This window comes from Streptomyces sp. NPDC028331 (genome assembly GCF_055565775.1).
Map to the genome: position 1 here is coordinate 103,653 of NZ_JBVHTR010000022.1, position 23,491 is coordinate 127,143.

At 68.8% G+C, this 23,491-nt stretch carries 14 protein-coding genes; 7 read left to right on the plus strand and 7 right to left on the minus strand.

Annotated elements, in window-relative coordinates; all coding sequences use genetic code 11:
* Nucleotides 1-67 precede the first annotated feature (67 nt).
* Both ACZ4SW_RS28150 and ACZ4SW_RS28155 read right to left on the minus strand, forming a co-directional pair.
* The gene (locus ACZ4SW_RS28150; RefSeq protein WP_468251198.1) at nt 68-1,306 is read right to left on the minus strand and encodes an McrC family protein; all 1,239 of its coding nucleotides are present in this window, start codon (nt 1,304-1,306) and stop codon (nt 68-70) included.
* Complete coding sequence (locus ACZ4SW_RS28155) at nt 1,303-3,123, minus strand: DUF4357 domain-containing protein (protein WP_468251200.1); 1,821 nt, start codon at nt 3,121-3,123, stop codon at nt 1,303-1,305. Before ACZ4SW_RS28155 ends, ACZ4SW_RS28150 begins: the two co-directional genes overlap by 4 nt.
* Nucleotides 3,124-3,306: 183 nt before the next feature.
* Here ACZ4SW_RS28155 and ACZ4SW_RS28160 point away from each other — a divergent pair, with 183 nt between their 5' ends.
* Nucleotides 3,307-3,987 carry a DUF6308 family protein gene (locus ACZ4SW_RS28160; RefSeq protein ID WP_468251202.1) on the plus strand — a complete coding sequence of 227 codons (681 nt, stop codon included), beginning with the start codon at nt 3,307-3,309 and terminating at the stop codon, nt 3,985-3,987.
* A gap of 34 nt (nt 3,988-4,021) precedes the next feature.
* Here the strand turns inward: ACZ4SW_RS28160 and ACZ4SW_RS28165 are convergent, their stop codons facing one another.
* From ACZ4SW_RS28165 to ACZ4SW_RS28175, 3 genes are read right to left on the minus strand one after another with little or no spacing between them, the layout of a single operon-like run.
* Nucleotides 4,022-6,475 (minus strand): serine/threonine-protein kinase, encoded by a 2,454-nt coding sequence (locus ACZ4SW_RS28165; protein WP_468251204.1) that lies wholly within the window; start codon nt 6,473-6,475, stop codon nt 4,022-4,024.
* Between the two features lie 24 nt (nt 6,476-6,499).
* Complete coding sequence (locus ACZ4SW_RS28170; protein WP_468251206.1) at nt 6,500-7,774, minus strand: McrC family protein; 1,275 nt, start codon at nt 7,772-7,774, stop codon at nt 6,500-6,502.
* A complete protein-coding gene (locus ACZ4SW_RS28175) occupies nt 7,767-9,854 on the minus strand; it encodes an AAA family ATPase (RefSeq protein WP_468251208.1) in 2,088 nt (695 codons plus the stop codon). The genes ACZ4SW_RS28170 and ACZ4SW_RS28175 overlap by 8 nt, the downstream gene beginning before the upstream one ends.
* A gap of 167 nt (nt 9,855-10,021) precedes the next feature.
* Between ACZ4SW_RS28175 and ACZ4SW_RS28180 the strand changes: the two genes are divergently transcribed.
* From ACZ4SW_RS28180 to ACZ4SW_RS28195, 4 genes are all read left to right on the plus strand, one after another.
* The gene (locus ACZ4SW_RS28180; RefSeq protein WP_468251210.1) at nt 10,022-10,420 is read left to right on the plus strand and encodes an EVE domain-containing protein; all 399 of its coding nucleotides are present in this window, start codon (nt 10,022-10,024) and stop codon (nt 10,418-10,420) included.
* Between the two features lie 395 nt (nt 10,421-10,815).
* Complete coding sequence (locus tag ACZ4SW_RS28185) at nt 10,816-11,097, plus strand: hypothetical protein (protein WP_468251212.1); 282 nt, start codon at nt 10,816-10,818, stop codon at nt 11,095-11,097.
* A 647-nt stretch (nt 11,098-11,744) separates the two neighbouring features.
* Nucleotides 11,745-14,012: a hypothetical protein gene (locus ACZ4SW_RS28190; RefSeq protein WP_468251214.1), complete on the plus strand. Its 2,268-nt coding sequence runs from the start codon at nt 11,745-11,747 to the stop codon at nt 14,010-14,012.
* A 128-nt stretch (nt 14,013-14,140) separates the two neighbouring features.
* Nucleotides 14,141-20,311 carry a hypothetical protein gene (locus tag ACZ4SW_RS28195; protein WP_468251216.1) on the plus strand — a complete coding sequence of 2,057 codons (6,171 nt, stop codon included), beginning with the start codon at nt 14,141-14,143 and terminating at the stop codon, nt 20,309-20,311.
* A gap of 63 nt (nt 20,312-20,374) precedes the next feature.
* Here the strand turns inward: ACZ4SW_RS28195 and ACZ4SW_RS28200 are convergent, their stop codons facing one another.
* Nucleotides 20,375-20,845, minus strand: coding sequence for an ATP-binding protein (locus ACZ4SW_RS28200; protein ID WP_468251218.1), 471 nt, complete (start codon nt 20,843-20,845; stop codon nt 20,375-20,377).
* Nucleotides 20,846-21,028: 183 nt separating this feature from the next.
* Here ACZ4SW_RS28200 and ACZ4SW_RS28205 point away from each other — a divergent pair, with 183 nt between their 5' ends.
* Both ACZ4SW_RS28205 and ACZ4SW_RS28210 read left to right on the plus strand, forming a co-directional pair.
* Complete coding sequence (locus tag ACZ4SW_RS28205; protein ID WP_468251220.1) at nt 21,029-21,895, plus strand: helix-turn-helix domain-containing protein; 867 nt, start codon at nt 21,029-21,031, stop codon at nt 21,893-21,895.
* The gene (locus ACZ4SW_RS28210) at nt 21,892-22,077 is read left to right on the plus strand and encodes a DUF397 domain-containing protein (protein ID WP_468251222.1); all 186 of its coding nucleotides are present in this window, start codon (nt 21,892-21,894) and stop codon (nt 22,075-22,077) included. The genes ACZ4SW_RS28205 and ACZ4SW_RS28210 overlap by 4 nt, the downstream gene beginning before the upstream one ends.
* Before the next feature lie 110 nt (nt 22,078-22,187).
* Here ACZ4SW_RS28210 and ACZ4SW_RS28215 read toward each other — a convergent pair whose 3' ends face one another.
* On the minus strand, nt 22,188-23,438 hold the full coding sequence (locus tag ACZ4SW_RS28215) for a hypothetical protein (RefSeq protein WP_468251224.1): 1,251 nt from the start codon (nt 23,436-23,438) through the stop codon (nt 22,188-22,190).
* Nucleotides 23,439-23,491 lie beyond the last annotated feature (53 nt).

Below are 23,491 nucleotides of genomic sequence, written 5' to 3' on the forward strand. Positions count from 1 at the left end.
GACGTGCACTCCCCACCCTGAACGGACCCTGCGCAGTCGATCATACGCGCGGGGTGGTCCGCGCAGGTCAGTCGCGGCACAGGCCGGTCATGCGCCGGCCGACCGCCGAGATATCCGTGAGCAGTCCCGCCGGCTCCTGGTCGAGGTCGAGGGCGTGCTGGTGGATCACGATGCCCGCGTGACGCACTCGGTGGGCCGCGTGCGAGGCGTTGCCCTTGGCGTACACCAGGTGTCCTTCGTTCAGACCCAGGGCGGTGCAGTACGCCAGCATCTGGTATAGGTCGGCGTCCGGGAAGCCGCCCCACTTCTCCGCCTTGTACTTCGCGTCCGCCACCGCGCACGGGGTGCCGTCCGGCCCGTACAGCACGAAGTCCGGCTTCATCCGGATCGCGGCGGCGTCGTCGAGGTGGTGCGTGTCCTGGAACCGGGCGGAGAACCTCGAGCCGCGAAAAGACTCCCGCAGAGCGACCGTGACGAAGTCCTCGAAGAGCTTGTTCATGTCGAGCAGGAACCCGTCGATCCGCAGCCCGCCCGGCGCGTGCTCGACCGAGGTGCCGTCGAGCACGGCTCGGGCGAGGCGGAGCGCATGGTGGTACCGGGCGTTGAGGCGCGTCGGCCGCCACTCGGGAACCGGCTGTCCGCGCACGATCGCCGGGACGTCGGCGAGCCGGGCACGCTGGTGCAGCAGTCTCCGGCGCACGTCGCGCGGTACGCCGGGCAGGCGCAGCAGGCGTTCGACGGCCGTGCGCAGGATGCGGTTCTCCGCGATGTCGGTGGTGAATTCGTCGTACGCCACCTCCACCGGCAGCGTCGCACCGAACCGCCGTCGGATCTGCTCGGCCTCCCGGATCCGGCCGCGCACGACGAGGGCGGTCTCCTCAGTCGCCCGGTACCCATGCAACAGGCCCTGTCGCAGGGCCCGGTCCACCTGCCGCTCCACGGCGTGCGCGAGGGCGGGCAGCAGATCGCGGTGCTCGGCCACCTCGACGTCACCGTCCCGCCATGCGCCCTTGGGGTCGAGGCTGTAGCCGAGCAGGAAGAAGAGCCGGGCGATGGGCACCTTCGGCCTGACGCGCACGATGACCGGCTCCCCGCCGCCCGGAACCGCGACCGCCACCGCGCCGACCTTGCTGCCGGCGCGCAACGACCAGCGGCCCGGCGTATAGGGATCGGGTGCCGCATCCACGATGTCCCCGGCGGCCAGGGCCCGGCCGATGCCGTCCGGCAGGGCGAGGCTGACCGCCGGCGCGTGCTCGACGAGCTCGACGGACGACGCGGGCCCCTCGACTGCGACGACGCCCGTCACGCCAGGGACTCCCGCAGCGCGGCCAGTCCGTAGCGCTTCTCGATGTCCACGCCTTCCCCGTAGTGGTGCTCCTCCAGCAGCGGCAGGATCTTCGTCCGCCAGGTCCGCTCGAGGCCGCCCGCCCGATAGACCCCCTTCTTCATCAGGTACGAGGGGCCTATGCGGAAGTCCGGGTCGTCGATACGGGAGTTGAGCGCGTCTAGCAGATCAGCGGGTTCGGTGTCCTTGCCCTCCTTCACCAGCCAGCGGCGCAGCAACCCGCTCGTCGGCTCCGTACGGGGCGACAGCTCGACGAACGCGAAACGGCGGCGCATCGCCGCGTCCACGAGCGCGATGGACCGGTCCGCTGTGTTCATGGTGCCGATCACGAACAGGTTCGGCGGCAGCGCGAAGTCGTCACCGGAGTAGGTCAGCCGCACCGACTTGTTCCGGTACTCCAGCAGGAAGTACAGCTCGCCGAAGACCTTCGCCAGGTTGGCGCGGTTGATCTCATCGATGATCAGGAAGTGCGGGATGTGCCGGCTGCCCTCGCGGGAGGCGAGGTCGGCGAGTTCGCGCAGCGGCCCGGCGGTGAGCCGGAAGGCGACTTCGCGGGTCTGCGGGTCCTCCCGCGGTCGAAAGCCTTCGAAGAAGTCCTCGTACGCGTACGACGGGTGGAACTGCACGAGTTTCACCTGCTCGGGACCGCCGCCGAGGAACTCCGCGAGCTTCAGCGCCAGATATGTCTTGCCCGTTCCCGGGGGCCCGTAGAACACCAGCTGGCGCTCGTCCCACAGCAGATCGCGTACTTCGTGCAGCCAACTCACGTCGTGCACCAGAAGGTCCGCGGCGAGCCCGTCCGTCGGCTCGGGCAGTTCGAGCTCACGGCGCACGGCAATGACCGGGATCTCCACGGTCGGGTCCCGCTCCATGGCCTGGGCTTCCTCCGCCAGTTCCTGATCGCTGAGGCCAAGCCCGTCGACCAGAGCCTGGACGGAGGAAAGGTCGACCACGTCGTGCTGGATGGACAGCTTCTGCTGCAGTTCCTCCGGCAGTTCGTCGTACGGATAGCCGTCCGGCTGCCACTCCACGGGGCGGTGCAGGTTGGACCGCGCACCCTCGGACTCGCTCTGTTCCGCTCCACCGGTGATCTCGCCCACGTACAGATGGCCGCCGGAGATGGTGCAGACCGTGTCACCCGGTTTCATCCGAGACAGGAACGCGTGCAGTTCCTCCACCAGTTGCTGCTTCTGGCTGTAGGTGGCGGTGGACTCGTAGTCCTCCTGGACCAGGAGGCGAAGCTGATCCTTGCTGATGCCCTGCCCCACACCCTGGCGCAGCCGGGAGGCGGCGAGCGTGACGCGTCCCTCCGGCAACCACATCCGCTGCACCAGGTCCAGTCCACTCACGTTCGACCCGCGAACCAGCCAGGGGCGGTTGGGACCCGGCCACATACCCGGCATGAAGTCGCCAAGGGGACGACCGTCCTTCGTCTTCCAATTGAGCCAACCGTTGGCACTATGGCCTTTCAACACCGCTGCGGCTCTGGAAGAGGAGTCGAAGGTGATCGTTTCGGCTGTCTCCAGCCAGCCGGGCCACCTTTCGGACGGCTTGATCCGTCCCTGCCGGATCAGCTCCTCGCGCTCCATGTGGGCACCGGCCACGCGGGTGGGGAACGACGGCACGACCTCCGGTCGCACGGGTTGGCCCGCGGGAACAACGAACTTCCGGCTTCCATTCGTCCCCAGTTCATCCGCCGGCCGCCCCTGGGCCACGGGTCCGCCGTTGGGCAGACGCAGATAGAACTCCGGGTACTCCCTGCTTTCTTCAGCCGGCATGGCTGGCCCCTCCCCGCGCACAGATCCACCGACTACGGTAGGGCCACCCACCGACAATGGGCCGGTCGGGTCCTTCACGCATGGGCGGACGGCCGGGGCGCTCCTCCGACTGGCCCCAGGGCGTTGAGGAGACGCACGAACGTACCGCGCGGCAGGCACATCGGTGCGACCGCTGGGGGGACAGTGACCGGCTTGAAGATCCCGGAGATCTACTGGGACGACGAGGGGGCCGTCAGCCTGCTCGTGGAGTACTTCACCCGTCGCCGTTCGCGGGGTGATCTGTTCTATTCGGGCGCGCACTTCGAGCGGCTGGGCGGAGGTGGGGATGCCGAACATGTCGCCAACCGGTTCGACAGCACCGACGTGGTGGCCATCACCACGCTCAGCGTTTCTCTGGACGCCCATGGCGCCCTCACCCTCCTGGCGGATCGAGACGGGCACTTCTCGCGTCTGCTGACGCAGATTCCTCGCGACGCGCGCTTGGAGGATCCCGCCAGCGACAAGCTGATCGCCCCTGGGGGACCGGCGTGGGAACTGTGGGAACGACTGGCAGACGGCAACAAGTACCCGAACAAACCGGACGGCAGCGGGCCGGTCATCGCCGGCAAGTTGCTGGCCCGCAAGCGCCCCCACCTGATTCCGATCTATGACATCCGCGTCAAGCATCTGTTCGAACGGCCGAAGGTGGACCACTCCTTCTGGGCCGCATTGGCAGTCGCTCTGCGAGCAGATGGTGGCGCCTTCCGCGACCGGTTGATTCACCTCCGTAGCAACGCGGGCATCGGTGAGGACATCGGCATTCTGAGAGTCTTCGACGTCATTGCCTGGATGAAGGGCGGAGAAGGCCCGAATCGGACGAGTTGAGACGTAGCGGCGGCTTGGGGGGACAGCCCGACGGTCAAGACGTCCAGTCGGGCAACCGGGGATGGTTGACGGCTCCGGGAAGGTCGCACCACGGCCGCAGTTCTTCGTAGGCCTTGGCCCCGTCGTAGCTGAGGTCGGGTCCATTCATCCTGTACGACTCGGCCAGGGCCACACAGGCGGCCTCCCCCTTGGTGCTGACCGTTCCCGGGTCCAGTTGGTCTGCACCGTTCACGGCGGCGTCCAGGCAGTTGCCCAGGGCCCCGTGGTCGTCCGCGGTGTCGCCGCTCGCGGCCGTTTTGTCCAGAGCCACGACGGCGTCCGCGCAGTCTCGAGGCATCTTGGTGCGCTCGAAGGTGACGGCCCTGATCAGCTCGTCCACTGCCGTGTCGGCGGCTTTGTCCTGCTTGCCGTAGGTATAGAGGAGGTACTTGCTGTAGGGCAGCCACCACACGCGGTAGGTGTTCTTCCGGGCGCCGTCGTAGTCGGGAAGAACGTCCGTGGTCATGACCCAGCTGATGGCCCTCTTGCCGCCGATGCCGGTCAACGGACCGTCGTGTACGGCGATCACCGACTCGTCCGTGGTATTGCCGTTGGCGTCCTCGACGGACCACATCGCGCCGGCGTCGCGCTGGCCGTCACGGATCTGGTCAACGGTCAGCGTCGGGGAGTACACGATGCGTATGCCGGAGTCCGGGTGATCGACCAGGGAGAAGTCGGCTTCCGCCGTGGCGGTGGTGGAATCCTGCTCCCCGTCCACCTGCTGGTTGTCATCGCTGGGCTGAGCTGCCTGCTCGAAATCCGAAGGGACGGTGACACGGAGGCCGCCGAACACGGACAGCGGTTGTGGCGCCGGTGAGGTGGTTTCCAGTGCGTCCGGTGTGCTGTCCACGGCCGGAGTTGCGCTGGGCGTAGGCGAGTTCGACGCCGCGGGCTTCGACTCCTTGACGGGGCCCGCGGCCTGGTGCCGGTGGGTGGAACTGCTTCCAGCCATGGCGGCAGCGACGCCCCCCGCAGCAGAGCCCACGACCACGGCGGCGGCCAGGGCATACAGGGCGCGGCGTCGCGGGTGGCGTCGGCGTTCAGCGGGTCTGAGTGGCCGCCCTGCGGGAGGGCCGTCCGATCCCGGGGATGTGGGCGAGGAGGGAGCCTGCGGTGAGGGAGCCGTCGGCCGAGGCGGCGGGGCCGTCTGCGTGGGCGCCGATGAGACCTGCCGGGTGCCGGCCTTCGGCGGCGTGGGTTCAACGGCCGCCGGCGAGCCGGAGGGAATCTGGGCTGTTCCGGGCTGTGCTTCGCCCGGCTGTTCGACGGGCAGCGGTACATCCCAGCGGGCACGCGCCGGCGGAACCGTGACGCCGGTGTCGGCGGCGGGCGAGTCTCCTTGTTGCCCACTTCGGCCGGAGGATCGGGTGTACGCCAAGGTCGGGAACACGAGGGTGCCCGACGGCCCGTAGGCGGAGGCCGTCCGCTCGGCGATCTCCGCTGCGCTCGGCCGACGCTCGGGTTCCTTGTCCAGGGCCTCTCGGACGAGGGGCAGCAGTGTGTCGGGCACACCCCTGAGAGAGGGCGCTGCGCTGATGATGCGGTGCGTGATACCCGTAGGCGTACCGAACGGATGAGAGCCGGCCGAGGCGTAGGCGACGAGCAGCCCCCAGGCGAAGATGTCACAGGCCGGAAGGGTGAGGCCGTCGGTGAGTTGCTCCGGCGCCATCCATCCCGGAGTGCCGGTCGTCACAGATGTCTCGGTGATCGCGGTGGCGTCCAAGTGGTGGGCGATGCCGAAGTCCACGACGCGTGGTCCATCGGCGGACAGGAGCACGTTCGTCGGCTTCAGGTCGCGGTGGGCGACCCCGGCATCGTGGATGCAGGCCAGTGCGTGGGCGACAGCCGCTGCGAAAGTCAGCAGGTTGCCGGGTGTCATCGCCCCGTGGGTCTGGACATGCTCGTGCAGGGTGTCTCCGTGCACGTAGGCCGTCGCCAGCCAAGGCAGAGGTGCATCGGGGTCGGCAGCGATCAGAGGGACGAGGTACGGGCCTGTGACCTTGCGAAGCGTCGTGGTCTCGCGCCGGAAGCGGGCCCGGTGGGCGGGGTCGGCAGCGAAGCTCTGGTGCAGCACCTTGACGGCGAGCGGCTCCCCTCCTGCGGGGTCGGTTGCGTAGTAGACCGTGCCCATGCCGCCGGATCCGAGACGCCGGATCAGCCGGTAGGGACCTATCTGTTCGGGGGGCTCGGAAGGTTGGGACGGACGGGGGGTTTCGGGCGGGTTCACCGGCATGGTTCGCCTCCCGTCACCATGAACGGCCGCCTGCGAGAAGTAGTCCGTTCGCGGAGACCGGACAGATGAGTCATGTACCCCCCTGATGCTCTGCGCCCATTCGTGGCCACCGATTGGCCCAGCGCTCGACCGACTCCGGGAGGTCCGTGCATTGGCGCCGGTCCGCCTTCCGCCCGGGTGACACGGCACAGCGGTTCGACGAAGCTCCCCCCTCATCGGCGGAGACACTTTAATGCCAAACTACCGGGCGGGACGACAAGGGGGTTGTTGGGCGGCGTTGTATGGCGTCCGCATCCATGCGCTCGCCTGCTCCGGTGGGGCGTGTGTGTCGATGCCGAGTACGTGGATGACGCCAAGACCGCGCTGAGGGCTCCCGATCCGCAGCGTGCGTCGGGCGTATCCGCCCGGCTGAGGATGGACGATGACTGCGCTCGGGGCTTCGGCGGGTGTGTAGCCGGCGCTGTAGGTCAGGAGCTGGTGGATGTCGCCCGCGCTCACGCCGTGGCGGTCGTAGCGCTTGTACTTGGCGTCTATGGGCAGCAGGGTGTGATGGTCCATACCGGGGTGGGGCAGGTTGAGCAGAAGGTCCGGGCGGAACGTCGAGGTACTGCCGAGGTCGCCGCGGACGGTGATGCCGGTGCCTCCGTTGCTGGGGACGGGACGGCCTCCGTGCGGGGTGGCCGCATCGGTGGCGAGCCGCCGGACGACGGCTTCCCAGAGCGCGGGCATGGCCAGCAGGAGGCCGCCCGCCGTGGTGCCGTGGTCGGTCAGCAGGTCGCTCACACCTCCGCCGCGCAACAGCAGCCGGGCCCACGTGTGAGCGGGACGGTAGCGGGCGTTGAGGCGTGTGTACTGGGTGCGCTGGAGGGCGCGCAACGCGGTGGCGGGCGTGCCGGAATCCGGGAACGCGTCGGCGACGCCGTGCAGGCTGCGGGCCAGCCGGGAGTCGGTCGTCAGGCCGAGAGCGGCTTTCAGGGCCGTTCCGAGGACGCGGTTGTCCCAGATGTCCGCCTCCCTGTCGAAAGTACGGACATGCAGCTGGTCCAGTTGCCCGAAGCGGCGGGTGGCCTGCGCGGCGACGTCCAGGCGTCCGCGCAGCACCGGCTCGAGGCTCTGATGGCGGACGTAGTCCCGGCGCAACCCCTCCCGCAGGAGCTTCTCGCACTCCTCCAGCAGCGCGGCGGCCACGAGGTCGGCGTAGCCGTCAGGGGCGGTGGACCAGCGCCTGGCCGCCGTCGGGACAGGGGTGTGGAGCGCGTAGGCGAGCCAGGTCATGAGCTGTTCGCCCGGAATGGCGAACTTCGGTTCTATGACCAGCCGGACCCGGTCCAGGGCGAGTACGCCTACGGTGGCCTCGGCCTTGAGCCTCCACCCTGCGCGGGCCGTGATCAGAGTCAGGCAGCCGCGTGCCTGCAGGGCGTTCAGCCGGTCGAGATCCCGGGCGGTGAGCTGGTCAGGGCCCAGCTCGGCGGACTCGTACTCGCCGAGCCGGACCTCGGGACGCCGGTCAGGCATCAGGGCCCGTCGCGTCACTGGTGAATTCGGTGGCCAGCGCGTCTGGGAGGTCCTGAGGGGACATGAGTACGGGCCGCCCGGTGTCCGGGTCGACCAGGCCGCCGAGGATGCGGTGCAGCAGGTCGGCCCGGCCGAGGCAGTAGTCCTCCAGGAGCGGCACCACCTCGTGGTGGAAGGCGGCGGCCAGGTCCTCCTCGGTGGCGATCGGCTCTCCGTCGCGCATCAGGTAGGCGTGCCCGATCTGGTGATCCGTGTCGAGGTGGTGGGCGATACGGCTGTTGAGGGACTCCAAGAAGGCCGCCAGGTCGAGGGGGCCGACCGTTCCCGACACGGCGTCCGGGTCGGGACCCACGGGCAGGAAGGCGAAGCGGCGGCGCACCGCGGCGTCCAGGTGGCTGATGCTCCGGTCGGCCGTGTTCATCGTGCCGATGATCCGGACGTTCGGCGGCACGGAGAAGCTGCGCTTGCTGACCGGCAGGTCCACAGGCAGGTTCCTTTTGTCGAGTTCGAGGAGTGTGATCAGCTCACCGAAGATCCTCGGCAGGTCGCCTCGGTTGATCTCGTCGATGATCAGGAGGAAGGTCTGGTCGGGATGGCCGGCGGCGCGGCTGCAGAACGTGTGGAACAGGCCGTCCGCGAGCGCGAGGGTGAGCCCGGACCCCTTGGCGTCGAGGTCTGGCTTGAATCCTTCGACGAAGTCCTCGTATCCGTAAGACGGGTGGAACGTGACCAGCCGGACCTGGTCACTGCTCAGCACCTCGGCCTGCGCCTCCGTACGTCGCTCCGGTTCCGAACCGTCGAGCACGTCGACGCGGCCGGCCAGGGCGAGGGCGGCGCCCAGGGCGAGCCGTGTCTTGCCGGTGCCGGGCGGTCCGTGCAGGATGACCTGTCCCTTGCGTTCGACGGCGTCCAGGACTGCCTGAATGTCTTCGGGCAGGGCGACGGGCCTACTTTCCGACTCCACACCGGCGCCCGGAGCGGAGTCGGACCGCTGCGCGGTGAACTTGGCGAACGTGGTCGGGTCGACCCTGGCGAAGGTGGACCGCCAGCCGCGCTGGGGCTTTGACAGTTTCTGTGCGTGGGAAAGGTCCCACGTCACCGGGACGATGTGCTGGTACTCCGGCCGGTCCGGAACGAACTGGTAGCTTCCGGCGACGGTGCCGGTGGCCAGGACCTCGTCGATCCCGCGGTTTGCCACGATCCGGTCGCCGGGCTCCAGGTCCCGGAAGGCGAGGAGCCTGCGGGCGGTGGTCAGACTGCCGCCGCTACCGCCGGGATAGCCCCTGTCAAGGGCCTCCTTGAGTTCTGTGTCGCTCTGGTACTGGCCCAGGTCACCCAGTTCGTCCCAGCCCACGCAGATGAAGCCGCCGTCGCGGCACTCGCCCCAGAGCCGCCCGCGCTCGCCGGGAGCGATCTTCCAGATCGTGCGTTGCTGGGGACGCGGGTCGAATTCCCGGTAGAGAAAGGTCATCACTTCGAGCCCGCTCCAGCCCTCGAACTCCGGCCTCGACCGGACGAGTTCGAGGAGCCTGCGGTTGCTGCGCCAGGCGGGCGAGTCGGCATCCGTCGTCCCGCCGAGCCGGATGAGGAACTGCCGCAGGTGTTCGGCGGAGTAGACCGGCAGGAAGTGTTCGGGGAAGTAGACGGCCAGTGACTTGGTCACCAGGGCCGGACCGAACCGCAGCGCGGACAGTTCGTCCACGGCCTCGAAGTCCCCGGCGGCGACCGCGTCGAACGCTGCGACGAACTGACCCCGAAGCTCCTCCCACGCGTCTCGCGGATCCGCCTTGCGCAGCGGGGCCGCAAGGCGCCACTCGCCCGAGTTGTGGCGGTACATGATGTGCTTCGCGGCGCTGCCGCCCTTGATGCTGCCCAGGTTCGGAGTGAGGAACTCGAGCAGCCGGCAGTACGTCGGTTCCGACCCGGCGGGCGCGGGCTGGCCGAGGGCATAGCGCTCGAGCGGCAGCGTCTTCCACCCCTCCAACGGGAAGAGGGAGAGCACCCGCTTGCGTTCCTCCCCGGCGGCCGACTCCGTTTCCGCGACGGCAGTCCGATCGAACTGGCCCGCTGCGGTGCTCACATCCACCCCACCTGTCATGCCGCCATGATGCCGGACGACCTTGAGTCCGCTGCCTGTTGTTGGTGGTTCGTCTGCGGACGGCTCTGTCGGCTGACACCATGGACCGGAAGGTGCAGCTCCAGCTCCGTACTCGCGGAGCGCGGCGACGCAGGTGATCGGGGGAAGCCATGGCGGACTGGATCTACATCCTCAACCCGAACAGGGACACGCTGGACGGGGAACCCTCCACCAAGGAGACCATCCGCCGCCTCGCCCACGAAGAACCCGAACTCGATCTCTGGCTCAGCCGGCGCAACCGTATGAACCCGGGGGACCGCCTGTGGTTCTTCTTCAGCCAGCCGGAGTCGGCCGTGGCGGCGCTGGCCGAGATCGACAAGGAGCCGTACGAGGATCCCGAGGACCCGGAGTTCTCGTACCGGGTCGAGGTGACCCTGCTGCCGGAGGCGACGGACGCCTTGTGCGGCAGCCCGGTCGGCCGGGACGAACTGGGGCTCGGCCAGGTGAGGTCGGTGCAGAAGGTGAAACCCGAGGCGCTGCCGGTGCTGCTGGCGAGGGCGGGATTGTAGGACGACGGGACGGACACGAGGCGGGACGGGGCGCCACGGCGCGAGAACCCTGCGCCCGTCGAGCAGCCGGTACCCGCCGCCCGGCTATCGTGATCCGTATGCAGGAGCCGACCGCCGACGTACTGGGGGCCGGGCAGACCGTTCCGGACGATGAACCCGATCCGGGGAACGAGGGGTTGTAGGGCCGGGGGGAGAAGGCAGGCTGACTTGGCTGACGCACAGGTCCAGCGGAGCAAGGCCCTCCGGACGGAATCACGGGTGCGAGGACTGATGCTCGGGCTGGCCATCGGTGACGCGTGGGACCGGCTCAGGGCAAGCTGTCGGCGAGCGGTCCACTGCGGGCTTGCGTCAGCACGCAGTTGGCCTGCTTAACCGCTCCGGGTGTCATCAGGGATATGGTGCGCGGAAAGCACAAGGGGGATCTGTTCTTCATCGCGGTGGTTCTGCACGCCTACTGCCAGTCGGCGGCGGCCCTTGAGGGCATCGAAGTGGAACGGATGCGGCGCCGCTGGGCTTTCGGCAAGAGCGGCGGGGTGCGGCCGCACGGCTCGTCCGCGAGCGATCCCGTGCCGGCCGAGCTGCGTGGCAGCGTTCCGGCGTCGGTGCCGGCCCTGTCCTGCATCGAAGATCCTCAGGGTCAGACGGCCACCCCCGGGTGGGGGGCTGTCATGCTCTGACGCGATCGCTTCTCCGATTGCGGTTGCCGGAATCGGCTGGGCAGCGCAGGCCGACGAGTTCGTCGCACGCATGCATGGCACCCCGGCCGCGCCCTCTTTCCCCTGACGCGCTGTCTTCGGCCGAGGGGCGCTGCTATTCCGGCTGATGAGTGGGCCCAGCATCCGGTCCCAGCCTGTGCCCGTGCGTGCCGGACGGACCCAACGGCCTGTTGTCCTCGCCGCACTTGCTGATCACCTGTGACCAGGGCGCCCCGAGCCGGATGCACACAGTCCGACTTCCCGACGGTTGTTGGTCCGAGTGGTGGGCTCGGAGCGACCTGCGTGCGAATGAGCTGGGCACACGGTCGGTGATGTCTTCTGTGTTGACCCGTTGACGGTGTCAACGGGATCGCCGTACTCTCCAGTGTGAGCGCGATGTGGTGCGCACGTGGAGTGCATTGAGCGTCAGCCGCTGCCAACCAATCGTGAAGTGACGAAGTACTGCCGGAATGCCGCGCCTAGGCATAGTCTGCGGGAATTACCGCACGTGGGGCGGGGGCGGCCTCTAGTGCGGCGGAGGTGTCATGGGTGGGGACCCTTATGTATCGGCAGCGGTCGGCGAGCGTCGGGAGCCGCAGGCGTCATTGATGCGTCGCGACGGTTCGGAGGTGCCTGACCCGTATGGCGACCGGGCCCTCCTGACCTCTGTCATGACAAGGGGCTACGACGCCGTACCCGAACCGGAACGGGATCGGCTACTGCGCTATCTCGAAGCGGTTGTCTCGGTCCGCCGGGCGCCGGTGCACACCACCGTCGCATTCAACGCCGTGTATTTCGGTTACGAACTCGGCGGCGACGGCTATGGCGGCAGCCCGCTGCGTCTCGACGACTTCCCCGTGATCATCTTCGGTGAGTGCGCTCCTGTGCTCCCGGTCGGTGCGATGGTGTGCGTCGCCACCGGGTCGGACCCGCTCTACGCCGAGATCGTCTACCGGGAGGGCGCACACCCGGAGGTGGGCGTCCTCGGTGACGTACCGGCCTGGGTGTCGGGGGCTCCTGCCGGCGCTGAGGGGCCGGGCAGGCCGGGGAGCAGCGCCGCTCCCCGGCGAAGGGAGCTCCTGGTCCCGGATTTCCACGCCTTCGGACCGGGCCTGAGCCTGTCACCGGCCCAGCTCCACCGCTTACGCACACGCCAGCGCTGGATCAACAGCGACGGCCATGTCGTCGTCGACGTCTCCTATCCGTCTCGGGATGCGGCCCGGAGCGACGACCTGACGGCCTATGCGGATTACCTTATGACAACGGCCCGGGAGCAGTTGCTCAGTCCCTTTGTTCCCGTTTCCCTCGCCGAATTGGTGGGCGGCACACGCGACGACGATCTGCGGACGGGTCTACTCGGTCTCCTCGACACGGTGCGGGGGGTCCTCAACTCCAGCGATGCGCTGCGCACATGGCGTCACTACGCCATGGCCCGGACCTCGCTCGCGGACTGCTGGCGCGACACCGGACCGTTGGGCGGCGATGACCTGAGGTCCCTCGCGGCAGCGGTGGAACACGCGGCCACCCCGGCGAGGCGGCGCTATGGCCTCACCACTCCGGTCAGTGTGTACACAGCGGTCGGACCGCGGCTTCGCGGGTTTCCCGGGGCAACCGAACTGCTAAGGGGAGTGGGGTACGCCACAGCGGTGTGCCGCGCGAATGTGGCGCTCGCCGATGTCGTCCAACGTGACAGCGATCATGGCCTGTTCGAGAACGGTTCCCGGATCACGCTCGACGACGCCTTCGAGGGCGGAGGCGTATGGCGGTCGCATCATCCCGGGGACGCGGAAACCCTCAGAGAGCCCTTGGTCCCGGCCGGACGCGGTTGGAAGTCCACGACCTGTGCGCCACCGGAGCCAGAACCAGAGCCGGACGCAGAACCGCAGCGGGAGCCGGAAGCGGATGTGGATCCGGTCGACCTGCCCCTCGCCGATGATGCCGCCCTCGGCCCCAGCGAGCTCCTGCGGACCGACGCTCAGCAGATCGTTTGGCGGTTGCCCCTGCGGCTGGCCCATCTCATCAATGGCTGGCTTCCTCTGCACTCGGAGGTCGCGCGGGAACTTCGCGGGCTGTACGGCCGACGCTGCACAGCACGCCTGGAACTTGACCACTCGGGCCCGGCGTTGGATGGGCGCGAGATGGTTCAGGACGTCGCCGCCGAACTCGGTGACGGCACCGGTCGGCTGACCGGAGTCGCCTGGCCCTGCGACTTCTTCCCCGGACTGATGCTTGAGCTGCGGTGGCCCCGCGGCGGCCTGGTGGTTCGCGCGGCCACGATTCGGCTCCAGGAACCGGTGCAGGTCGGCGATCGTGTGATCGGGAACTGCTTCGATCCCCGTGTTCTCACGAGGGAGGACGCTCCGGGCAGTGACCGCCACGGTGACACGGCAGTCGGGCTCGGCCCCCGGCAACTGGTGATGCGCACGGTGCGCCGTAGCGGGTTGCTCACCCTGGACGGCCACGCTCTCCTGGACCGTTCGGTCGTGCCGAGTGCGGTCTACGGACGCAGGCCGGCACGGTCGCAGGCAGCAGCCCTGGAATCGGCCGTCGCGGAACTGCTCGCCGAACGGCTGCTGGAGCCGGCCTTCGGTAGCCGCGACCCCTGGGGCCAGCCGCACTTCCCGGCACGCGCCGGGGAGCCGACCATCCCCCTCATCGGCTACCGTCCTGCTCAACGGCGGGTGATACGCCCATGGGGCGGCACAGAACCGGGCGGCGGTGGGCTGCGCGGCGTCCAGTTCGTCCCCGGCCATCTGCGCCGTCTGCGGCCGGGTTGCTCGCCCAGCGAAGCTCAGCGAGCGGCCTTTCGGGAGCATTGCCGCAGGCTCGGCAAAGCGGACGGCTGGGAACTGCCCGACGGGTACACGTTCGTCACCGAGCACACGCGCGGCCGCTGAGCCGTTTGCCGCTCGCGCATCCACCTCTTCGGCCCTTGTCTCACGTCTTTCCTCACCTCTCTTCAAGGCTCCTCGGCGTGGAGTGAGCCGATCTCGCAGAACCAGCCACAGGAACGGAGTACGTGTACATGCAGGATCGCTACCGCGTGGTGACGGGGCCGCCGTCGTCCCCGCCGGACGTCTCGGTCGAGGGCCTCGAAGCCCTGGCCGCCGCGCTCAACGCCCTGGAACACCCTGCTGCCGCTGCCCTCAATGACCTCACGGTCGGCATGGTGGAACTCGCCTTCAACTCCCTGCAGCCCAAGGACCGGCAGGAGTTGCTCGGCAGCCTTGGAATCCGCATGGCAGCCCCTCGACGGGCGGGCAGTGCCCTGTGTCGGGACGTTCTAACCAGGCTGCGCCGCGAGTCACGGCAGCACACCTGCACCTGCGGCGTCAGGGGCCTTACGGTCACCGTAATGAATCAGGTGGGCAGGTTCGTCTTTTCGCAAGACGGCGAGACGGTGCCCGACCCGGTTTCCCGGTGGGGTGCGACGCTGGTCCGGGCCGCGGTGTTCGCGTGGTGCAACGCCTCCGTCGCCGACGCTTACATCCTTGCCTGGGCGGCCGACCAGGACTGGTTCGCGGCAGCTGACGAGAAGGAGACGGCGCGGCTTGCCACTGTCGGTGACGCGGCGCGCTCCGTTGTGGGGGCGAGCCCGGGCTTCGAGCCCGGCGTATCGGAAGACCAGGACCCGCCAGCCGTGGCCGATGGGAAGCACGAGCGCGCCGTCGCCGACGAGCAGACCACGAACGCCCCCGCACCTGAGAAGGCCGTAGCGGGGCTTGCTGCCTCGAACGGCATGCCCGCGACGGCGCTCGAAGACGCCCGGACCGAGAAGGTGACGGATCCGGAGGCCGCCTGCCAACAGCTGGAGTCGGCCTTTGCGGGGGCCCGGCGAGCCGCGGAGGGCGTGACCGGTGCGGTCGCGGACGGCCGCCCTCCGAGGGATCAGGACCTGGCCGCGCTGTCCGCACTGAGCGCTGTCTTCGACAGGGCCCAAGCTGTGTTCCGTGCTGCAGGGATCGAGGGAGTGCGCCGCCGCCTTGAGGACATGACGCGCGCTGCACAGGCGTACCGCGCGGCACACGAACGTGACCTCCAGGCACGGGAGACGCTGCGGGAACTGCTGGACGTCGCATGCCGTCCGGACAGCCCCGCCGCCTCTGCTGCTGAAGCCGTGCGAGGCGCGGCCCGCCGCCTGCTGGACGCACCGGCGTGGGAACAGACGCAACGGCAGGAGAGCGCTGCGCTCGGCGCCTTGGCGCGGCTCATCCGCCTCGGGCGGCAGGCGGACGCTGCGACCGAGATCCTGGCTCTGCAGGAGCAGGTCGTGCGGGTGCTGCCCGCCTGTGCCATGGCCGTGGTCATGGCCCCCGAGCTGACGTTGGCCCAGCCGCAGGGCGCCGACCGCGGACACGTCGAGGCCGAGGCGGACGGCACCGACGACGACACGGCGGGCATCACCTTGCCCGCTGACGGCACAACGACCGTGGAAGACGGTGCCGCACAGTCGGCCGAGCCGATAGACGGCAGCCCGGCGGGGGAGACCGCAGATCACCACGCAGAAGGGTCCGCGCTCCACTCCTTCGCTGAACCGGACGCCACCGCACCTGCCCGGACGACGGCCTCCGAACCGGTCCGCGCCGACGACGCACAGGCCGCGACACCCGCCGATAGCGACCCGGCACGACCCGCGGACGCGGACGCCGGCTCCCCGGCCGCGTCGAACTCGGCGCCCGCACTCACGCTCACTTCCGCCGCACCGCGCGGCGAGGATGCACCAGCACCGGAAACGCCCGCGGACCTCGGCCCGGCCACGTCCGCGTACGAGAGCGAGGACACAGACGAGGCCGCCGCCGAGCGGGCTCTGGCGCAGCTCGTCGTGGAACGGCGCTTCGGACTCGCCCACCATGTGGCGAAGGCCGCCGGCTGGCCCGAGCCGCAGGTGGCGGTGCTCCGCCTGGCCGGTGCCGCCGCGCAACTCACCGCCGGTGACAGCCAGGGCGTCCGGCTGACCACGGACCTGCTCCGGCAGTACGGCGGATACGCGGGCCGTGACGCGGAGGGCAGCGAACTCCTCCTGCTGCCCGCCCTGCTGCGGACGGCGCTGATCACCGGCGATCACCTGGCGGGCGCTCAGCTCAAGGCGCTGGCGCCGCGGCTGCCGTACCGGCTCGGGGAGGCGGCGACCGCCGTGGCCGACCGTGCCCTCAGCGGTGCATTGATGATCGCCTCCCCGCTCGTCGTCATCGCCGACGTCTCCGAGACGGAGGCCCGGCTGAGGGAGCTGCGCGAGCAATGCCGTGCCCTGCTCGCGCCGCCGAGGCTGCGATTCGCGCGGGCGACGGAGATTGCCAAGCGATGGCTGGCCCCCGACGACGGGATGCTCGGAACGCTGCTCACGACCGTGGTTCGCGATAACCGCGACGCGGTAGCGCAGGCGCGGGAGCAGGCCGAACGCCTGTCGAAACTGAACGAGATCAACAACGAGATCGACCGCATGGACCGCAAGCACCGCTCGTCCAGCGGCAAACCGCTCCAGGGCTCCGGGCGGCAGGACCTGGTGCATCTCGTGGAGCGAGCCGTCGGCCTGGTGAAAGAATGGTGCCTGGCGGTCGACGGCATCCGTCGCGGCGACCGGTCCGACGGCAACCGGGCGGTCAAGGAGATCTCGGCTCTGCGCCAGTCCCTGCTGGACGGCAGGGAGGCAGTACTGGGCGAACTGGAGCAGCTCGCACGGCGCTCGAGCGCCCTCGCCGCGGCGACGGCATGGGCGGCACGGGCCTCGATGGAGGAGCTGTTCGCTCTTCTGGCCGGTGACACCGCGGTGACCACGCGCCCCGGCGGTTCCATTGCCCCCGAATTCCTGCTGGACGTGGAATTGCTGAAGGTGTGCGACACCCGTGACGAGCAGCCGTCGTTCGACCGGCTCCTCACAGCGGTCGACCGGAGCTGGCAGGACGCCTTCGCCGAGCGGCTCGCCCACGACGCCTTCGCGGCCGCCCGTACCATCGTTGAGCTGGCCGAACGAGGGATGCTGCCCGCCGCGCAGCCCGGGATGTTCACCCAGCCTGCACTCGCCGAGATCGAGGAGTTGGAGGCCGCTAGGCGCACGGAGCTGCGCCGGGAACACGACGGACTTGTCGCCGAGTTGCACCGCGCGCAGGCCGATGGCGCCGTGACGGACGACCAGGACCTGCGCCTTCAAGAGCTGCTGGCCGACGCCCGCGGCTGGCTCGATGGCACCGACACCCACGACCTGATGGACGTACGGCGGGCGCTCGACACCGTACGCAGCGACCTGCCCGCCTTCCGGGAACAGGCGGCCGACCGGATCCGGGCCCGGCTTGACGCCTTGGACCTCACCGCGGACGAGCGCGCCCAGGTCCTGCGGCACCTGGACACCGGTGGCCTGGCCACCGCCGCCGACCTCGTCTACTTCCTGGAGATCGGCGAACCCGTCCCGGAGATCGAGACCGGCGAGTCCCACCTGACCGAGTTCTTCCCGGCCGTGCCCGATGGCCTGCCGGGGGGCATCGACCGCGGCCTCGTCGACCTCGTCCGGTCCGGCGGCAAGCACTCGATGCTCCCGGTTTTGGACTACGGCGCCCTCTCCACCGACGAGGCTGCACTGGCGGCCGACGCCCTCGACGAGTGGCGGGAGCTGGCCGCGACTGAGCCGAAGGACCGGCTCCTCGTGTCCGCAAAACGGCAGCTGCTTCCGGCCCTCAAGCTGCTCGGCTACGACGCCAAGAGTGCAAGGCCCCTGGACGAGCGGTCGCATCGCCGACGCGAGCACCGCTTGTTCGAGCTGACTGAGGTGGAGATCAACGGCAGGGCCAAGGCACCCGCTTTCGGCTCGCAGATCAAAGAGCAGGGCGGCACCCTGCGGGTGCTGATGGTCTGGGGCCGTCCGCCCGCCAAGGTCGTCATGAGCCTAGCGGAGCCCGACACCAGCGGGGCGAGTCTTCTCGTTGCCTACTTCGGCACCCTCAGCCGCGAGTCACGTGTCGAACTCGCCGTAGGCTCCAGTGGCTTGCAGCCGCTGCTGGTCGTGGACGATGCCGCCCTCGCCTATCTCGCGGCCCGCGGCAACCGGCAGGTCAGCACGGCCACGCAGACCCTGCTGCCGTTCTCCGGCGTCAACCCGTACATCAGGGAGAAGCGCGGCCGGATCGGCGGGGAGATGTTCTACGGCCGTGACGCCGAACGCAAGAGCATCATCGACCGGCACGGCACACAGGTCATCTTCGGCGGCCGCGGCCTGGGCAAGTCAGCACTGCTCGCCGACGCTGGGGAACGGTTCAGGGAGCAACGCTCCGGCTACCACCACGCGGTGTATGTGAACCTCGACCAGGAGAACATCGGCAAGGGCAGTTCGCTGGGACCGGAAGCGCTCTGGAGCGTCCTGGACAGGAAACTGGCCGAGGCGCAGGTACTGGGCCGGCCTCAGGGCCGCAGGTCGCAGAAGGACACCTCCGAACGGGTGCGCGCCAACATCAGGGCCTGGCTCGACGGAGACTCACGCCGCCGACTGCTGATCCTGCTCGACGAGTGCGACCAGTTCTTCGAGGCGGACGCGCCCCGCTTCAACCAGACGAAGAAGCTAAAGGGCCTCGGAGACGACACGCAGGACCGCGCCAAGGTCGTCTTCGCCGGGCTGCACTCCGTGCAGCGGTTCTCCAAGCTCGCAAGCAACGGGCCGTTCGGCCACCTCGCGCAGACCCCAAAGGTGATCGGCCCGCTCGCTCCCCAGTTCGCCGCCGAACTACTGGTCGAGCCGATGCGGGCACTCGGCTTCGAGTTCCAAGACATGGACCTCGTGAACCGGGTGCTCGGCTACTGTTCCTACCAGCCGTTCCTGCTCCAGATGTTCGGTCACCGGCTGGTCGAACTGATGCACCGCAAGCGAGTGCGACGCGGAGCCGAGGGACCCTCGTACCCGGTGGAGCTCGCCGACATCGAGATCGTGGAGTCGGACGCCGGGCTCAGGGACAGTATCTCGGCCGCTTTCAAGGACACGTTGAGCCTCGACCACCGCTACGACGTGATTGCCAACGTGCTGGCGTACCACGCCCGCCACCACGGCTTGGAGGTACGGCTGAGCGACGCCGAACTGCGCGAGGAGTGCGAGACGTTCTGGCGCAAGGGCTTCGAACAGCTCGACACCGAGGGCTTCCGCGCCTATCTTTCCGAGATGGTGGGCCTCGGGATCCTCGCTCCCAATCACGACGGCCAGGGCTGGCATCTCCGCGGCCCGAACGCCCTGCGCATGATCGGCACCTCCCACGAGGTGGACGCCCGCCTGCTCAGGGCCGAACAGGACTGCGAACTCCAGGAGAGCATCGTGCAGGAGGGCCGTCCCGAGCTGCCCGACGGTCGGCCGGCTCCACTCACCATCACCCAGCTGGACGATCTTCTCGGCGAGCGATGCAACCAGACGAGGGTCGTCCTCGGCACCTCCGCCACCGGTGTCACCGATGTCGGTGACACCCTGCGTACGGTCGCCGGACGCATCGCTGACTGGAAGCTGCCGCCCGTCGGCAAGCCCAGCGTCTACAAGCAGGAGCTCATGGGCGGACGTCCCCGTGAACGGCGCGTCGTCATCAGCGACTTCGCCCGCTACCCGGTGCGGCCCGAGACCTGCCGGGAAGCCGTCGACTTGGCCGAGACGCTGCTGCCCACCACCCCAGGGGTTACCCGCGCGGCCGTCCTGGTCACCGACCCCACCCAGCTGGCCCTGTGGCGCACTCTGCTGACGGGCACGGAACCCACCTCGGCGGCCCCTGTCGTGCTGCGCCGCCATGATCGCCGCAGCCTGCGCGGCTGGGCCCAGCGCGTCGAGATGTTCCACACGGAGGACCGGCTGGACCGCCTCCATGAGCTGACCAGTGGCTGGCCGCTCATGGTCGGCCGAGCGCACCGCCTGCACACTGAACTGGGCGATCCCGATGAGGTGTTGCGCCACCTGGCCGGCCTGCGCACGGACCGGGCTGAGGCACGCGCCTTCGTCGAGGCGACCGGTGTGTATGCGGACCCGCTGGTCGCGACCGGGTACCGGGCCCTTGACGACGAGTTCGAGGACGGCTCGTTCGATCTGGAGAGTGCGGTGACCGCCGTGGCGGTCCGGATCGAGGACGAGGACGAGGCCCGCTGGATCGTCACCTGCCTCGACGCCCTCCAGGTGTTCGACCGTGAGGGCACCCAGCTGCACCTGGAACCGCTGCTCCGCCAGTGCGTGGCGCTCCGCGGGTGACAGCCGGGGCAGCGTCTGAACCGTACCGGCCGTCCGCGCACCGGGCGGCCGGACTGGTGTGGTTCACGGTTCGGTGGCTGGTGGCCGACCGGGGACGGTGATGTCCACCTCTACCCATACGGTTTTGCCGCCGGGTGGATACGGCTCGGTGCCCCATCGGTCGGCCAGGGCGGTGACGAGCAGGAGCCCACGGCCCATTTCGGCGTCCGGTGACGTCTCGAAGTCCGATGAGGTGGCGGGCAGTTGGTCGCCCCGGGCGTCGGTGACGGCGATGCGGAGGACGCCGGCGGCCGGGTGGTCGAGGGTGATCGTGAGGCGGAAGTCGCGGCCTTGGACGCGGCCGTGCAGGACGGCGTTCGCGGCCAGTTCGGCCACGATCTGCTCGGCACGCTCGGTGACCGTGGGGGACACCTCCCAGGAGCGCAGCTGCTCGTAGGTGAGCAGGCGGGCGAGTCGGGCTCCGCGGCGGGTGGACGACAGCTGCTGAGCGAAGTTGCGCAGGGCGGAGCGGAGCTGAGGTGTGGTCGTGTTCATGGGGCCACGGTGGCGGGCGCGCGGGAGCGTGATCCAGGGGTGCGGCCCGTACGGTGCGTCAGCGTACGGGCGCATTCCGTGGACGGTACGCGAAACCTGCGGTCACTCTGGGTGTTGTCCAGTGCGGGGACGACGGCAACGGCCGTCGACGGCCATGCAGGCAGGCATCGGAGGTGACCGCGTATGACGGGCGGTGGCGTGGGGGCGAGTGACGAGCTGACGGTCTGCGAGGCGGAACGGGAGCCGGACCCGTCGGACAGTTTGCGGACGTTCGGGGCGGTCGTCCAGGCCCTGCGGGAGAACGCGGGGCTCAGCCGGGCCGAGTTCGGCGAGCTGGTGCGGTTCTCGAAGCACACCGTGGAGTCGGTGGAGCTGGGGCGGCGGATGCCGGACGAGTCGTTCGTGGAGCGGGCCGAAGAAGTGCTGGGGAACACCGGGGCGCTGCGGAGGGCGGCTCGGTTTCTGACGAGGGGAGAGGCGGGGCTGGCGGCTTGGTTCCGGCGGTGGGCTCGGCTGGAGCGGGTGGCGGTGAGTCTGTGCACGTATGAGTGCAGGCTGGTGCCAGGGTTGTTGCAGTCGGAGGGGTATGCGCGGGCGGTGTTCGACAACAGCGTTCCACCGCTCTCCGACCAGCAGTTGGAGGCGCAGGTCATCGCTCGGCTGGAGCGGCAGCGGATGCTGACCGAGCGGCCCAACGTCCCGTTCAGCTTCATCGTCGAGGAGCACGTCTTACGGCGGCGGCTTGGCGGTGCGGAGGTGATGCGAGGCTTGCTGGATCACGTGCTGGAACTCACCGCTCCCAGGAACGTGATGTTTCAAGTCATGCCGATGGACGCCGAGTTTCACGCATGCCTCGACGGTCCCATGCGCTTGCTGGAAACCCCGGAGCGTCGACGGATGGCCTACTCGGAGGGCCAGCAGAACGGTCGTCTGATCACCGACGCGAAAGAGGTGAGCCTGCTCTGCCAGTGCTATGACACACTGCGGTCGCAGGCCCTGCACCCCAAAGACTCACGGGGTCTGCTGGAGCGACTGCGAGGAGAGCTATGAGCAACCCCGAACTCGCCTGGTTCAAGTCCAGCTACAGCGGCACGCAGGGGGACGACTGCGTGGAGGTAGCCGTCACCGAACGGGTCGTGCACGTACGGGACTCCAAGGATGCGATGCGCACGCCCTTTGCCGTGGGCCGGGACGGCTGGTTGCGGTTCCTGGACTTTGTGGCGGAGGTCTGAAGGCGACGCGTCACGGTGGCAGGCCCGCAGGCGCATGCCACCGTGGCACGTGAACCGGTTCTTCGCCGTTGAGGTGTGGTCGGGCTGCGTACGTGGCTGACGTTCGGCGCTCACTCAGCCTCGCCGCGTTCCTCCCCGTCCTGGCGCCGGCGACGCGCTCGCTCGGCTATTCCGCGGGAGAGTTTGCCCTTGACCGAGTTGGCCTTGTCGAGGGTCTCGTTGCCGAAGTTCCTGGCGGCCTCGACGCCCTTCGCTCCTGTCTCGAGCGCTTTATCCCTCGCCTCTGTGGCAGCCTCCACCCATCGCCTAGCCTCCGACGACTGGCTACCGGACTCAATTCCGAGCAGCCCGTGGAAGTCGTGGACGCCGGTCACGACATGGTTGCTCGACTGAACTACGGCCGGGGACTGGGATGGGTGCATCAGGACCTTTGCGTTGGCCATGCCGGCAGCCGCGTTCATCCGGGCCACCAGACGCTCAGTGCTTCGCGAGATGAGATTCAGCCGGTTCTGTCGGGCAGCCCGAAGCCCGAGGCGATGCTGGTCCAGCTCATGCGGGGCCGCGTCCAGTACTCGTTCGAGCTCGACCACGCCGATCGCATCCTGCAGTTGGAAGCAGCGAGCCAGAACAGCGAGCCACTCCCGGGCCTTGGACTCGACTTCCTTGGCCGTTGTCGCGAGATCACCGATCTTGGTCTTGCTCTCCATCTTTTCCGCCAGCGCGTCGAGTTGACGCAGTGCGTACACCTGGGTGTCCGCGATCGTCGTCGGCAGGGCCTGCACCTTCGACCACGTAATCTCGGAGACCCGGCCCACATGCTCCCGGATCGTCATGACCTCCTCGATCATGAAGTCCACTCCGACCATGCGGGACAACACAGCGTCTTTCTGGGCGCGGAGTACGTCGTCGACCTTCTCGTCGATCTTCGCGAGATAGTCGGTGATCTCGTCCATGGTCTGCTGCATCGCAAGCTGTGCCATGATCCCCGCAGCACCGGAAAGACGCGCCGGGTTGGTCAGAAATGAGCCGGCTCCCTTGTCGACCTGCAGCCATTTCTCGATCGAGCCAGGATTCCCGATCATTGCATGTTTGATGCCCGGCGTTTTGCTTTCCATCAGCCCGAACTCCTTGACACGCTGCGCGGACTCCTTGGTCAGTTTCAGCCAGAGAGCGGAGTTGGCGGAGGCTTCCGACCCTGCCTGCGCGAATGCAGCCCCGGTAGCGAAGACGGACTTGAGGCGTTTCGGTTCGCGACCCTTTGGCGACAGTCCCTGCGAGATGAGGAAGTGTTCGATATCCGTTTCATTCCCGATGAGCGTCAGTCCATCACCGTCACTGATCAGCTCAATTTCGTTGGCCATTGCCCGCCTCCTGAAGTGGATTCTCGCAATTGGGGATGGTTGGGGTTGCGCAG